The organism is Ruegeria sp. HKCCSP346 (assembly GCF_017872595.1).
Lineage (GTDB): Bacteria > Pseudomonadota > Alphaproteobacteria > Rhodobacterales > Rhodobacteraceae > Ruegeria.
This window is the reverse complement of the sequence record NZ_JAEDOT010000001.1, coordinates 1,396,317-1,409,204: the sequence shown is the minus strand read 5'-3', so window position 1 is coordinate 1,409,204 and position 12,888 is coordinate 1,396,317. Positions and strand designations below refer to the sequence as shown.

Genomic DNA, 12,888 nt, shown 5'->3' with positions numbered 1-12,888 from the left:
TGTCACGCGATGGCCCTCGATCGTCCGGCGTTGCGACCCGAAAAGATGCAGCCGCCCAAGAAAGTTCCCTCAAGCGCGTTGTAGCCGTGATAGCCACCGCCTCCGAACCCGGCGACTTCGCCGGCTGCGAACAGGCCCGGCACAACCTGACCGTCGGCGCCGATCATCTGACTGTCCAGATTGGTCTGCAAACCGCCCAGTGTCTTGCGGGTCAGCACGTGCAGCTTGACCGCGATCAGCGGGCCATTCCTGGGGTCCAGGAACTTGTGCGGTTTGGCGGTGCGGATCAGCTTGTCGCCGCGATAGTTGCGCGCCGCCAGGATCGCCATCATCTGCGCATCTTTTGAGAACGGATTGTCCACCTGTGAATCCCGTGCTTCGATCTGGGCGCGCAGATGCGCCTCGTCGATCAGACCCCCGCCCAGATGGTTCATGCCACTCACCAGTTCGGTCAACGTGTTGGCGACGACAAAATCCCCGCCCTTTTCCTTGAACGCCTCGACCGGGCCGGTGGCTTTCGACCCCGACAGGATGCGCTGCCGGATCACTTCCTTCCAGCTGCCTGATGTGAAATCGGGGTTCTGTTCAGACCCGGACAGGGCGAATTCTTTCTTGATCACCTTCTGTGTCAGGACGAACCAACTGTATTCATAGCCAGTCTTAAGGATTTCGCGCAGGGTGCCCAGCGTGTCGAACCCGGGCAGGCAGGGGGGCTGCAACCGGTTTCCGCGCGCGTCGAACCACATCGAGCTGGGACCGGGCAGAATGCGAATGCCATGGTCGGGCCAGATCGGATCCCAGTTGCGCACGCCTTCGGTGTAATGCCACATGCGGTCTCCGTTGATGACATGGCCACCGGCCTTTTCGCTGATGGCGATCATCCGACCATCCACATGGAAGGGCACACCCGCCACCATGTCCTTGGGCGGTTCGCCCAGGCGGTCGCGGGGCCAGTTCTGGCGCACCATCTCGAAATTGCCACCGATCCCGCCCGAGGTGACGATGACGGATGGTGCATAGACCTCGAACTCGCCCACCTCGTCACGGTTGGTCTTGCCGCCGCGCGGGGCCGCGTCATCGGCCAGAACCTCGCCCGAGACGCCCTTGGCCTCGCCGTTCTGCATGATGATATGGCTGACCTGATGGCGGAACTTCAGCTGGATCAGGCCGGCGCTGACATGGTCGCGGACCCGGCGGATGAAGTGTTCCAGCACGCCGGGTCCGGTGCCCCAGGTGATGTGAAAGCGCGGGACGGAATTGCCATGCCCGTTTGCATAAGACCCGCCACGTTCAGCCCAACCCACGACCGGAAACCAGCGCAGGCCCATGCCATGCAGCCAGGGGCGCATTTCACCGGCGGCGAACTCGATATACGCCTCGGCCCATTTGCGGGGCCAGGTGTCTTCTTCGCGGTCAAACTGCGCGCTTCCGATCCAGTCGCGCAATGCCAGATCGTGGCTGTCGCGGATACCCATGCGGCGTTGTTCCGGCGTGTCGACCATGAACAAGCCGCCCAGGCTCCAGAAGGCCTGGCCGCCCAGAAAACCTTCTGGTTCCTGATCGAGTATGATTACCTTCTTACCTCGGTCGCCCAGTTCGGCGGCGGCGGCCAATCCGGCCAGACCAGCACCGATTACGATCGCATCAGCAGTGTTGTTTGTCATAACGGTCCTTTCAGCGCCTGCGGAACCAGACAAGAAACGGCAGAACCACGGCGTACATCGTAATGCCATAAACTGCCGAGGGCAGGGCCAGCGGGCTGAACCCGCTTTCGGTATTCGTGATCAGCGCCGCCAGTGTAATGCCCAGCGTGGAGTTTTGAATTCCGGTTTCGATCGAGATCGTCTTGCACTCATTCCAGGACAGGTTTGATATCCGCGCCAGCCCGAGCCCGATGAACAGCAGGGCGATATTCAAAGAAATCAAGCCTGCGCCCATGATGCCAAGATTGTCGACGAACAATTGCCAGTTCCCGGCCAGTGCCGCGGCAACGATCAGCACGAACAAAACGGTCGCGAGCGTCGACAATCCCGGCTCTACGCGGTTTGCAAACCCTGTTGCAAAGTTGCGAATTCCGACCCCGATGGCCACGGGCAGCGTTGTTATCAGAAACAATGCAACAGCCAGACCGGTGATCGAAACCTCGGGGGCTTCGTCGCCCATGAAGTGCCTGATCGACCACGCGGCCAGTATTGGCACGGTCACCATCGACAAAAGGCTGATCACGGCGGTCAGGCTGACCGAAAGCGCGACATCGGCTTTGGCGAGCTTGGAGAGGATGTTGCTGGTTACGCCGCCCGGGCAAAAACTGAGCAGCATGAAACCAACCGCGATCTCGGGGGGCAATGCAAAGATTGTGACCGTCACAAAGGCCGCGACTGGCAAGAGAACAATCTGGCTTGCCGCCCCGATGGCAAAGGCGCGTCGTCGGCTCAGGACACGACGGAAGTCTGCCACCTCCAGCCCGATGCCCAGAGACAACATGATAATGGCAAGCGACACCGGCAAGCCGACATTCAAAAGCAAATCCAAGGACAACTCCTCCCAAAGTTGCGTCAGATCAGCCTATGCGAGGGGGCAAGGCGCAGGCAACCGCGCCGTTGGGTCATTCGTATCGTCGGACGAACCGGCGCAGGATCTCGCCCGGCTGCGTGACATCGGCCGAATGGCAGTGGTCGATCAGTTTTTGCGCGTCTTCAGGCGGGAAATAGCCGTGGTTCTTGTAGATATTGATGCGCTGTTCAAAATCCCTGGCGTCGGCTTCGGGGTGGAACTGCGTGGCGTAAACGTTCTGCCCCCAACGGATCATCTGGAACGGGCAGGGGTCTGACGCGACAAGGTGCACGCATCCCTTCGGCAGAGCCTGAACCGCTTCCTTGTGGCCAACGAAAGCGTCGAAAGTGGGTTCCAACCCGGCGGTCAACGGATCCCGCTGCCCTTCCGGGGTCAAATGGCACGTGGATGGTCCGACGGGTTCGCCATACCGGGCCTTGCTGACGTCGCCGCCCAGATACGCCGCCAGAATGCCAAGGCCATAGCAGCAGCCCATGAACGGGTGATCTTGTGCGATGATCTGCGGCATCAACCCCATGATCGCAGCCTCGATCCGGGCATCCAGCTGGGATTTGGTCGCCGGGTCGTCACTGACGCATCCCGGTCCGCCGCCTACGATGACACCGGCATAGTCCGTGACATCCAACCCTTCTGGCAGGTCGTCGCAATCCAAACGGATGCGATGCGTCTGTTCAGGAGACAACCCGCTCCGGTTCAGGATCGAGGCATATTCGGCATCGGACGCATCTGTTTCGGGGCGCAGTTGCAGGATCAAAAACGGTTTCATGCGCAGCCTTTACCCGTCACAGCGGCCAGAACACAAGAATGGCGGGAACAGAAACGGCTATGATCAGCACTTCCAGCGGCAATCCCATGCGCCAGTAGTCTCCGAATCGATAGCCGCCGGGCCCCAGAACCAGCGTGTTGTTCTTGTGCCCGATGGGGGTAAGGAACGCAGCCGAGGCCGCAACAGCCACGGTCATCAGGAACGGGTCGGGTGACACCTCGAGCGTGCGTGCCATCTGTATCCCGACCGGCGCGGCGACAATAGCAGTGGCAGTGTTGTTCAACACGTCTGACAAAGTCATCGTGACAACCATCAATACGGTCAGAATGGCCCAGGCGGGCAGACCATCGGTCAGTTGGATCAGGGCGTTTGCGATCAGTTCGGTGCCGCCCGAGGTCTCCAAGGCGCTGCCCAGCGGGATCATAGACCCCAGCAGTACGACCACCGGCCATTCGATGTGATTGTAAATGTCGGTGATCGGCATGATCTTGGTCAGCACATAAGCAATCACGACCAGCCCCAAAGCAATGGGCAGATAGATCAACCCAACACTTGCGGCCAAAACAGCGGCGGCAAACAGACCGATGGCCAGCCATGCCTTGTCATTTGCCGTTACGTTCAGCCCGCGTCCGGCAAGGGGCAGGCAACCCAGCCATTCCGTGACATCCGCAGCGCGGTCGCGGGGGCAGAGCAGCAGCAGGATATCGCCCGGTTCAACCTCGGTCTTGCGGACCTGTTCAGTGATCCTGCGCCCCTGGCGTGAGATGCCCATCAGAACGGTGCTTTGCCGCCAGGCCAGCCCAAGCCCTTGTGCGGTGCGGCCTGTGATGCGCGCGCTTTCCGGCACGACGACTTCAATCACTTCCAGCCCGTCACCCTCGGCCGTCAGCAACTCCTGCCGGCGCGTGTCCGAGAAGTCGAGATTGAGCGCTGCGCGAAACTCGTCCAGCGCCTCGGGTCGGGCTTCCAGAACCAGCGCGTCACCTTCCTGCAAAACGGCGTGCGCCGACCGGCCATAGCGACGCTTGCCATCCCGGATTAATCCGATGATGGCCACGTCCGATTTCTCGGCCACCTCATAAAGCTCGCTGACCCGTTTGCCGATATGGGCGGATTCCGGGGGAACGGTCAGCTCGGCAATGTACTCGGCCAAGGTTTCCGATGTCTCGGCCTGCGGTCCGCGATTGGGGATCAGGCGCCAGCCTACCAGTGCGACAAAGGCAAGACCGGCGATCGCGGCCAGCCCACCGACCGGGGCAAAATCGAACATGTGAAACGGCTCGCCCAGTGTTTCGGCCCGGATCGACGCGATGATGATGTTCGGAGGTGTGCCGATCAGCGTCGCCATCCCCCCCAGAATGGTGGCAAAGCTCAGCGGCATCAGCGACAGGCCCACTGATCGTCCGGCCTTGCGTGCGGTCTGAATGTCCACGGGCATCAGCAGCGCCAGCGCCGCTACGTTGTTCATGAAGGCCGACAGAACCGCACCGATCCCACCCATCAGGGCGATATGCGCGCCCAGACCCCGCGAGGCATCCACCAGCGTGCGGGTGATCAGGAACACTGCTCCGGACCGGACCAGACCGGCAGAGACGACCAGAACCAGCGCCACGATGATGGTGGCCGGGTGGCCAAACCCGACAAAGGCGTCGTCCATTGGCACGACGCCCAGCACGACGCCGATCATCAGCGCGGCAAAGGCCACAAGGTCGTATCGAAACCGGCCCCACAGCAGCATTCCGAAGACGGTGATGAAAAGCGCAAAAAGAATGATCTGGTCTGTCGTCATGCCGTCACCATACTAGTCGGTGAAGCCGTCGCAAGCCGCTCTCTTGATCCTGCCCCCTGCAAACGTCTATATGAGCGCCGAACACGCAATCACGATGACGAGGACGCATTATGGCAGGCCACTCAAAATGGGCCAACATCCAGCACCGCAAGGGGCGTCAGGACGCCGCGCGGTCCAAACTGTTTTCCAAACTGTCGAAAGAGATCACCGTTGCCGCCAAGATGGGCGACCCCGATCCCGACAAGAACCCGCGCTTGCGTCTGGCCGTGAAAGAGGCCAAGTCGAACTCGGTTCCCAAGGATGTGATTGACCGCGCGATCAAAAAGTCCACCGCCGGTGAAGGCGACGATTACGAAGAAATCCGCTACGAGGGCTATGGCCCCAACGGCGTGGCCGTGATTGTTGAAACCATGACGGACAACCGCAACCGCACTGCGTCGACCGTGCGTTCGACCTTTTCCAAGAACGGCGGCAATCTGGGCGAGACGGGCTCGGTCGGGTTTATGTTTGAACGCAAGGGCGAAGTGATTTACCCGGCAACGGCGGGTGACGCAGACACCATATTCGAAGCCGCCATCGAGGCCGGCGCGGAAGATGTCGAAAGTTCAGAGGATGGACACATCATCTGGTGTGCGGATACGGATCTGAACGACGTTTCGAACGCGTTGGAAGCTGCGCTGGGTGAATCGGAATCCACCAAATTGGTCTGGAAGCCGACCACCACGACCGAGCTGGGTCTGGAAGACATGCAAAAGCTAATGAAGCTGGTGGACGCGCTGGAAGACGATGACGACGTACAGCGTGTCACGACCAATTTCGAGGCCTCGGATGAGGTGATGGCACAGCTCTGAGCTGTTGCGGATCTTGACGGCGAAACCCGGCTCAACCGCCGGGTTTTTTCATTTTCGGACAGTTTCGAAGAGTTGTTGGCTGAACCCTTCGAAACGCATAGGCTGGAAAAACTCGGAAATTCCGGGACAACACCACCGAAAGATCCGCGATGGATGCGACTGCTGAAAAGGCCAAGCGAAACGTGCCGGTTCTTGCTGGGCAGAGTATCGTGTCTCAGGTTGCGTGGACTCTGGGCAGCCCGTCGGTGGTTTTGCCGTTTCTGGCCGTGTCATTCGAACTGCCGATGTTCGTGGCGGGCGCGCTGGTTTCGGTGCGAATGATTGGCAGCATGATTTCCGATTTCTTTCTGGCGCAATCCGTCGCGGCGAAATCGCAAAAGAAACGCGCAATCGCTCTGACCGAAGCGATCATCGGATCCTGTCTGGTCCTGGCAATGGTGGCCGCCGCGACCGGGGTCGTTCCGTTGATCGCAGTGGTTTTCGTGGCGGTCTTTTTCGTGATCGGTCTTGTGGACGAGGTGCAGAACCTGATGTTTACCGATCTGCTGGGCGATCATGTCCACTCGCGTTCGCGCATGGTCCTGCATTACCTGCAACTTGGGGGCGGAGGCCTGTGTGCCATCGGTCTTGCCATGTTGGTGCATCAGATCACCAAGGAAAACCCACCTTTTTCGCGCCACTCAACCATGATCGGTGTATCGGTTGCGTTTTTCATGCTGTCAGGGCTTTTGATGTTGGCCATGACAGAGAATGCCCGCTCGGCGGAGTCGGCAAACAAGACCGGACCCACAGCAAAGCTGTCGTTCAAGGCCAATGCCCGGGGTATTCTGGGCATGTTCCAATACTCGTGGTTTCGGCGTTACATGGTCATGCGAATGCTCTTGGTGGCTGTTTCGCTCTCTGTCCCGTTCTTCGCGCTGATCGCGGCCGAGGCGCATCACAGCTCGGCCAAGGGACTGACTGCGATGATTGTTTCATCTGCTTCGGGCTATCTTGTGTCCGGACCTTTGTGGCAGGTTGTAAACATGAAGTCTCATCGTGCCGTCATGGTGGTCGGGACACTGATGGTGGTCGCAACGGGCGGTGTTCTTCTGGCATTTCACGACTTGGGTATCGATCACGATGTGCATCTGCACGCGATCGCGCTGTTTGTCGTCACCGTTGCGGTGACCGGGATCAGCAGCGCACGCAAGCTCTATTTCCTGGACGTCGCGCCCAAGGAACAGCGCGTTCAGGGATCAGCCGCGATCAAGTCTTTTGCCCGTTTGTTGGCGGTGCTGCTTTCGGCGGCTCTGGCCGCGGTCGCCCATATGCACGAGGTTGCATTGGCCGTCGGGTTCATAGTCGCGGCCAGCCTGGTGGCCTGCGTGACATGCTATCTGACGATGTCGCCGGGCCGAAAGGACGCCTCTGGCACACAGGGCTGATGCGGCTCCGCCTAGAAAAAGGAAGAAATCTCGTCCAGGGGCTTTTTCAGCTTTGCAACGGACGGCACGGTCGCGGTTTCCGAGGGATGTCCAACTGCGATGATCATTGTCGGTTTCTCTGAAGCGGGCCGACCCAGCGCATCGGTCAGAAATCGCATCGGATTCGGGGTATGTGTCAATGTGCTGAGACCGGCGTGATGCAACGCCGCCAGCAGAAAGCCGGTGGCAATGTTCACACTTTCTGGCACATAGTAATTCTTGTACCGCGTCCCGTCTTCGAATTGCCCCCAGCGTTGGGCAAAGACCACGATCAGCCACGGGGCGATGGTCAGATGTTCCTTGACTGCGTTTGTCCCGATGGGTTCCAGAGCCTTGATCCATTCATCGCCCGCCGCTCCCGCGTAAAAGCGACGCTCTTCTTCCTCGGCTTCCTCGCGGATGCGCAGTTTCAGCTTGGGGTCCGAGATGGCAGCAAAATGCCAGGGCTGGTGGTTTGCACCTGACGGGGCCGTTCCCGCGGTGCGCAGGCAGGTTTCGATCACGTCACGAGCCACCGGGCGCGTGGAGAAGTCCCGAACGGTATGACGTCGCCGCATCTTTTCAAAAAAAGCCACTGCCGCGTCCTGCATGTCCGCATCACTGATCTCGCATCGGTCGGGCAGGGGAATGGGGTCATAACTGAGGGCGTCGCGCGAGAACATTGGTTCCTCCAATCGAATGAGTCTGACTATTTGCCTTGTGACGGTAGTAAAACCCGTTGCGCAGCATGCTGGACTGCCTGTGTAAGGGGTTTGAGCGCCGGGGCAAGAACCCGCCCGACCTGCCAGCTGAGCGCGATGTCCAGTGGCGCATCTGGAACGATCGGGCTCAGAAGTCCGCGCGCCATGGCGTCTTGCACAAGGGCTGCGGGGTTCATGCCCCAGCCAATTCCGGCGATTGCGGCATCAACGAACCCTTGCGAAGATGGCAGGAAGTGGAAAGGCGGTGACAGATGTTTGCCGGTGTGATGTGCGATCCACGCTTTTTGCAGACCGTCCTTCCTGTTGAAGACAAGGCAAGGCGCTTTGCTGAGGGTTTCCTCGGTCACGCCGTTCTTGAACCAGGTGTTGACAAATTCCGGGCTGGCGGTGGGCAGATACCTCAACACGCCCAGCTCAATCGCGTCGCAACCGCTCACGGTTTGTCCGCCGACAGTGACGGCGGCGCTGACCTCGCCGCGCCTCAGCCAGTCTGCAGAATGATCCTGATCGTCGATCACAAGGTCGAACAGCAGGTCGGGCACCCGCGCCATCGCGTCAATGAACCAGGTGGCCAGAATGTCGGCGGGTACCGCAACGCGAACCCTTGCGGACCCGGGTTCTTGTACCAGAGCCAATTCCCGTGCCAGCTGCGCCTCGAGCAGACCGACATCTTCAGCGTAACGTGCGATGCGCTGCCCGGCTGGCGTTCCGGTGCAAGGGGTTCCCCGATGGATGAGCGAGGCGCCCACGCGATCCTCCAGCGCTTTTATCCGCTGGGATATCGCCGAAGGGGTTACAGCCAGTTCCGCCGCCGCCGCATCAAAGCTGCCATGGCGTAGAATGGCTGACAAAGCGGCCAATTGGTGAGGATCCAGCAGCATTAGCAAAACTTAACTGAGGGCAACATCTTTAATTTGATAGATCGCATCGCGGCCAATAGTCAACGCAAAGGCAACGCAGGAGATACCATGCCTACATCCGTGATCGCCGGTTTCGCGCTGGGTTTCAGCCTGATCCTCGCCATCGGGGCGCAGAACGCCTTTATTCTGAGGCAGGGCCTGCGGCGCGAGCATGTGTTTTTTCTGTGCCTGACCTGCGCGGTGTCTGATGCCATCCTGATCGGAGCAGGCGTAGCAGGTTTTGGCACACTGGCACAGGCCGCACCTTGGTTCGAAACCGTGATGCGATACGGTGGGGCGGCATTCCTGACCTGGTATGGCTTGCGCAGTCTTCGGTCGTCCTGGCTGGGTGGTTCGGTGATGGAAATCGGCAATGGCAAGCGAACCAGCCTCAAGGCTGCGCTGCTGACGGTTTTCGCGTTCACCTGGCTGAATCCGCATGTATATCTGGATACGGTCGTGCTGATCGGCTCGATCTCGGCCCAATATGACGACCGGCTTGGTTTCGCCCTCGGCGCGATGACATCCAGCTTTGTATTCTTCTTTTCGCTTGGCTATGGGGCAAGCATCCTGTCGCCTGTTTTTGCGCGCCCCAGGGCGTGGCAGGTGCTGGACGCAGGGATTGGCGTGGTCATGTTGGGTATCGCGCTGAAACTTGTTACCATGTGAAGGGTTGTTCCCGGCCGGGTTTCGGTGTTCAACCTTGAACATGACTTCATCCACCGTATCGTCCCGTCCGCTTGCCGGCATGTTCTGGATGTTCGCCGCCGGCTTGTCCTTTGTTGTGATGACCGCGCTGGTGAAGTCGCTGGGCACATCGATGAATTCCATCCAGGCCGCCTTTCTGCGATATGTGCTGGGGTTGGTGTTTCTGTTGCCGGCCATGCGGTCGATCATGGCGACGCATCTGACCCCCCGCCTGCTGACGCTGTTCGGTCTGCGAGGCGTCGTGCATGCGGTTGCGGTCATGCTCTGGTTCTTTGCGATGACACAGATCCCACTGGCCGAAGTTACAGCCATGAATTACATGACTCCGGTTTACGTCACACTGGGGGCGGCCCTGTTTTTGGGCGAAAAGCTGGCCTTTCGCCGGATTGCTGCGATTTTGGTCGCTCTGGTTGGCGTCCTGATCATCCTGCGGCCCGGGTTTCGCGAAGTGTCATCAGGCCATCTGGCCATGCTGGGAACGGCCCTGACCCTTGGGGGGTCGTATTTATTGGCCAAGATTCTGGTGCGTGACGTACCGCCCGCCGTCGTTGTGGCACATCTGTCGATCTGGGTGACCATTGCCTTGATACCCTTTGCGATCGCCGTTTGGACGCAGCCAAGCCTGCGGGATATCGGGGTTCTTTTTCTGGTGGCCAGCTTTGCGACCGCCGGGCACTATTTCATGACCCTGGCGCTTCAGGCGGCGCCAGTGGCCGTCACGCAGCCGGTGACGTTTCTTCAGCTGATATGGGCCACGATCCTGGGCGCCGCGGTTTTCCATGAAAGCGTTGACGTGTGGGTTGTCGCGGGCGGCACGCTGATCCTTGCCGCCGTGAGCTTTATATCGTGGCGCGAATTCATGTTGAACCGCAAGGACTTGACGCCTCCGAGTATTGCGCCGAAGCTGTAACGACATCGCTCTCTGATTTTTCATTAATTGACGAGTCAATAAAAACCCCCTAGCGTGGTCCCGTGACGCCTGCTCAAGGGGAGAACGATGCCAAAAGTCGGAATGGAGCCAATCCGCCGGGATGCGATTGTTCGCGCGACAATCGCTGAGCTGGGCGTGAAGAAATCCCTTGATGTAACCGTCAGTCAGATTGCCAAACGTGCGGGCATGTCCAGCGCGCTTGCGCATCACTATTTCGGCGGCAAGGATCAGATCTTTCTGGCCGCCATGCGCCGGATCCTGTCGGACTTCGGCGAAGAAGCAAGGGGCGAGCTGAAAGCGGCTACGCCGGACCAAAGGGCGCAGGCGATCGTCAGGGCGTGTTTTGCGCCTTCTTGTTTCACACCCGATGTGATCGCGGCATGGATGACCTTCTATGTGCTGGCTCAGACAAATGATGATGCCCTGCGCCTGTGGCAGATCTATCAGGCCCGCATCAAATCCAATCTGACCCACGCCCTGCGGCACAAGTTGGCTGACCCGCAAGAGGCGGCCGAGAACATGGTTGCCCTGATTGACGGTCTGTACATCCGCGCCGCACTCAGCGCCCCTGAAGAACCGCAACTGGCCGTGAACCACGCGATGCGTGTGCTCAACACTCTGCTCGAGGCTGAAAAATGACAAAACCGAACATTCTGATCCTGATGGTGGATCAGCTCAACGGGACTCTCTTTCCAGACGGTCCCGCTGATTGGCTTCACGCTCCGAACCTGAAGAAACTGGCAGAACGGTCAACCCGGTTTGCCAACGCTTACACGGCGTCGCCCTTGTGCGCGCCCGGGCGGGCCAGCTTCATGTCCGGTCAATTGCCGTCGCGCACCGGCGTCTATGACAACGCGGCCGAGTTTCGCAGCGATATCCCCACATACGCACATCACCTGCGCCGCGCGGGCTATTACACCTGCCTGTCGGGCAAGATGCATTTCGTCGGTCCCGATCAGCTGCACGGGTTCGAAGACCGCCTGACCACCGACATCTACCCGGCCGATTTCGGCTGGACCCCGGATTACCGCAAGCCGGGTGAACGCATCGACTGGTGGTATCACAACATGGGGTCCGTCACCGGCGCGGGTATTGCCGGGATTTCCAACCAGATGGAATATGATGACGAGGTCGCCTACAACGCCAAGGCCAAGCTTTATGATCTGGCACGCGGCAAGGATGATCGCCCGTGGTGCGTAACCGTCAGCTTCACACATCCGCATGATCCCTATGTCGCCCGGCGCAAATACTGGGACCTTTACGAGGATTGCGCGCATCTGCTGCCCGAAATCGCTGATATCGGCTATGACAACCAGGATCCTCACGCCAAGCGGATCTTCGATGCCAACGACTGGCGTAGCTTCGACATCACCGAGGAAGACATTCGCAAGTCGCGCCGCGCCTATTTCGCCAATATTTCCTATCTGGACGACAAGATAGGCGAAATCCTCGAAGTGCTGGAAACCACCCGGCAAGAGGCGATCATCCTTTTCGTTTCGGATCACGGGGACATGTTGGGTGAACGCGGGCTGTGGTTCAAGATGAACTTCTACGAAGGTTCGGCGCGAGTGCCGCTTATGATCGCGTCGCCTGATCTGCCCGCCGGCCGGATTGATGCTCCGGTGTCAACAATTGACGTAACGCCGACCCTAGGGGCGCTGGCCGGCGTAGACATGGCCGAGATTGCCCCCTGGACCGATGGCGAAAACCTCGTGCCGTTGGCACTGGGCGAGGAACGAACCACACCGGTAGCCATGGAATACGCGGCCGAGGCATCCTACGCGCCGCTGGTCTCGTTGCGATATGGCAAGTGGAAATACAACCGCTGTGCGCTGGACCCTGATCAGTTGTTTGATCTTGAGGCCGACCCGCACGAACTGAACAATCTGGCAGACAGCCCCGAACACGCAGGTACGCTGCAAACACTGCGTGCCAAATCCGAGGCCCGTTGGGATCTGGATCGCTTCGACGCCGAAGTCCGTGCCAGCCAGGCGCGGCGTTGGGTTGTGTACGAAGCGCTGCGGCAGGGCGGATACTACCCGTGGGACTATCAGCCGCTGCAAAAAGCGTCGGAACGCTACATGCGCAATCACATGGATCTGAACATCGTCGAGGAAAGCGCCCGGTTCCCACGCGGCGAATAACCTCTTCATCTTTTCGAAAATACTCCCGCCGGAGGCATCCAACCTTCTCGGCGGGGCAG

Annotated in this window: 12 protein-coding genes; 6 read left to right on the top strand and 6 right to left on the bottom strand. The window is 59.6% G+C overall.

Features of this window, described 5'->3' with window-relative positions; genetic code table 11:
• Positions 1-2 precede the first annotated feature (2 nt).
• The 4 genes from I9185_RS07045 to I9185_RS07030 form a co-directional block, all read right to left on the bottom strand.
• Complete coding sequence (locus I9185_RS07045) at positions 3-1,664, bottom strand: FAD-binding dehydrogenase (protein ID WP_210092658.1); 1,662 nt, start codon at positions 1,662-1,664, stop codon at positions 3-5.
• 10 nt (positions 1,665-1,674) lie between these two features.
• On the bottom strand, positions 1,675-2,532 hold the full coding sequence (locus I9185_RS07040; protein WP_171630853.1) for a bile acid:sodium symporter family protein: 858 nt from the start codon (positions 2,530-2,532) through the stop codon (positions 1,675-1,677).
• 73 nt (positions 2,533-2,605) lie between these two features.
• Positions 2,606-3,340 (bottom strand): glutamine amidotransferase, encoded by a 735-nt coding sequence (locus tag I9185_RS07035; RefSeq protein ID WP_210092657.1) that lies wholly within the window; start codon positions 3,338-3,340, stop codon positions 2,606-2,608.
• A 16-nt stretch (positions 3,341-3,356) separates the two neighbouring features.
• On the bottom strand, positions 3,357-5,129 hold the full coding sequence (locus I9185_RS07030; protein WP_210092656.1) for an SLC13 family permease: 1,773 nt from the start codon (positions 5,127-5,129) through the stop codon (positions 3,357-3,359).
• A 110-nt stretch (positions 5,130-5,239) separates the two neighbouring features.
• Between I9185_RS07030 and I9185_RS07025 the strand changes: the two genes are divergently transcribed.
• Entirely contained in the window at positions 5,240-5,980 is a 741-nt protein-coding gene (locus I9185_RS07025; RefSeq protein ID WP_152458737.1) for a YebC/PmpR family DNA-binding transcriptional regulator, read from the top strand.
• Between the two features lie 149 nt (positions 5,981-6,129).
• On the top strand, positions 6,130-7,407 hold the full coding sequence (locus I9185_RS07020) for a permease (RefSeq protein WP_210092655.1): 1,278 nt from the start codon (positions 6,130-6,132) through the stop codon (positions 7,405-7,407).
• Positions 7,408-7,418: 11 nt separating this feature from the next.
• Here the strand turns inward: I9185_RS07020 and I9185_RS07015 are convergent, their stop codons facing one another.
• Both I9185_RS07015 and I9185_RS07010 read right to left on the bottom strand, forming a co-directional pair.
• Positions 7,419-8,108, bottom strand: a complete 690-nt coding sequence (locus tag I9185_RS07015) for a nitroreductase family protein (protein ID WP_171722874.1) — start codon at positions 8,106-8,108, stop codon at positions 7,419-7,421.
• A gap of 26 nt (positions 8,109-8,134) precedes the next feature.
• Positions 8,135-9,028 carry a LysR family transcriptional regulator ArgP gene (locus I9185_RS07010; protein WP_171722875.1) on the bottom strand — a complete coding sequence of 298 codons (894 nt, stop codon included), beginning with the start codon at positions 9,026-9,028 and terminating at the stop codon, positions 8,135-8,137.
• A gap of 87 nt (positions 9,029-9,115) precedes the next feature.
• Between I9185_RS07010 and I9185_RS07005 the strand changes: the two genes are divergently transcribed.
• The 4 genes from I9185_RS07005 to betC all read left to right on the top strand — a co-directional run bounded on the left by I9185_RS07005 (position 9,116) and on the right by betC (position 12,829).
• On the top strand, positions 9,116-9,715 hold the full coding sequence (locus I9185_RS07005) for a LysE/ArgO family amino acid transporter (RefSeq protein WP_171114801.1): 600 nt from the start codon (positions 9,116-9,118) through the stop codon (positions 9,713-9,715).
• 40 nt (positions 9,716-9,755) lie between these two features.
• A complete protein-coding gene (locus tag I9185_RS07000) occupies positions 9,756-10,664 on the top strand; it encodes a DMT family transporter (protein WP_171633757.1) in 909 nt (302 codons plus the stop codon).
• 87 nt (positions 10,665-10,751) lie between these two features.
• Positions 10,752-11,324, top strand: coding sequence for a transcriptional regulator BetI (betI, locus tag I9185_RS06995; RefSeq protein WP_171630867.1), 573 nt, complete (start codon positions 10,752-10,754; stop codon positions 11,322-11,324).
• Entirely contained in the window at positions 11,321-12,829 is a 1,509-nt protein-coding gene (gene betC / locus I9185_RS06990; protein ID WP_210092654.1) for a choline-sulfatase, read from the top strand. Before betI ends, betC begins: the two co-directional genes overlap by 4 nt.
• Positions 12,830-12,888 lie beyond the last annotated feature (59 nt).

What these genes read in the sequence shown, in the direction of transcription:
- I9185_RS07045 (WP_210092658.1), bottom strand. Translation starts at nt 1,664, where the DNA reads ATGACAAACAACACTGCTGATGCGATCGTAATCGGTGCTGGTCTGGCC.
- I9185_RS07035 (WP_210092657.1), bottom strand. Translation starts at nt 3,340, where the DNA reads ATGAAACCGTTTTTGATCCTGCAACTGCGCCCCGAAACAGATGCGTCC.
- I9185_RS07030 (WP_210092656.1), bottom strand. Translation starts at nt 5,129, where the DNA reads ATGACGACAGACCAGATCATTCTTTTTGCGCTTTTCATCACCGTCTTC.
- I9185_RS07025 (WP_152458737.1), top strand. Translation starts at nt 5,240, where the DNA reads ATGGCAGGCCACTCAAAATGGGCCAACATCCAGCACCGCAAGGGGCGT.
- I9185_RS07020 (WP_210092655.1), top strand. Translation starts at nt 6,130, where the DNA reads ATGGATGCGACTGCTGAAAAGGCCAAGCGAAACGTGCCGGTTCTTGCT.
- I9185_RS07015 (WP_171722874.1), bottom strand. Translation starts at nt 8,108, where the DNA reads ATGTTCTCGCGCGACGCCCTCAGTTATGACCCCATTCCCCTGCCCGAC.
- I9185_RS07010 (WP_171722875.1), bottom strand. Translation starts at nt 9,028, where the DNA reads ATGCTGCTGGATCCTCACCAATTGGCCGCTTTGTCAGCCATTCTACGC.
- I9185_RS07005 (WP_171114801.1), top strand. Translation starts at nt 9,116, where the DNA reads ATGCCTACATCCGTGATCGCCGGTTTCGCGCTGGGTTTCAGCCTGATC.
- I9185_RS07000 (WP_171633757.1), top strand. Translation starts at nt 9,756, where the DNA reads ATGACTTCATCCACCGTATCGTCCCGTCCGCTTGCCGGCATGTTCTGG.
- betI (WP_171630867.1), top strand. Translation starts at nt 10,752, where the DNA reads ATGCCAAAAGTCGGAATGGAGCCAATCCGCCGGGATGCGATTGTTCGC.
- betC (WP_210092654.1), top strand. Translation starts at nt 11,321, where the DNA reads ATGACAAAACCGAACATTCTGATCCTGATGGTGGATCAGCTCAACGGG.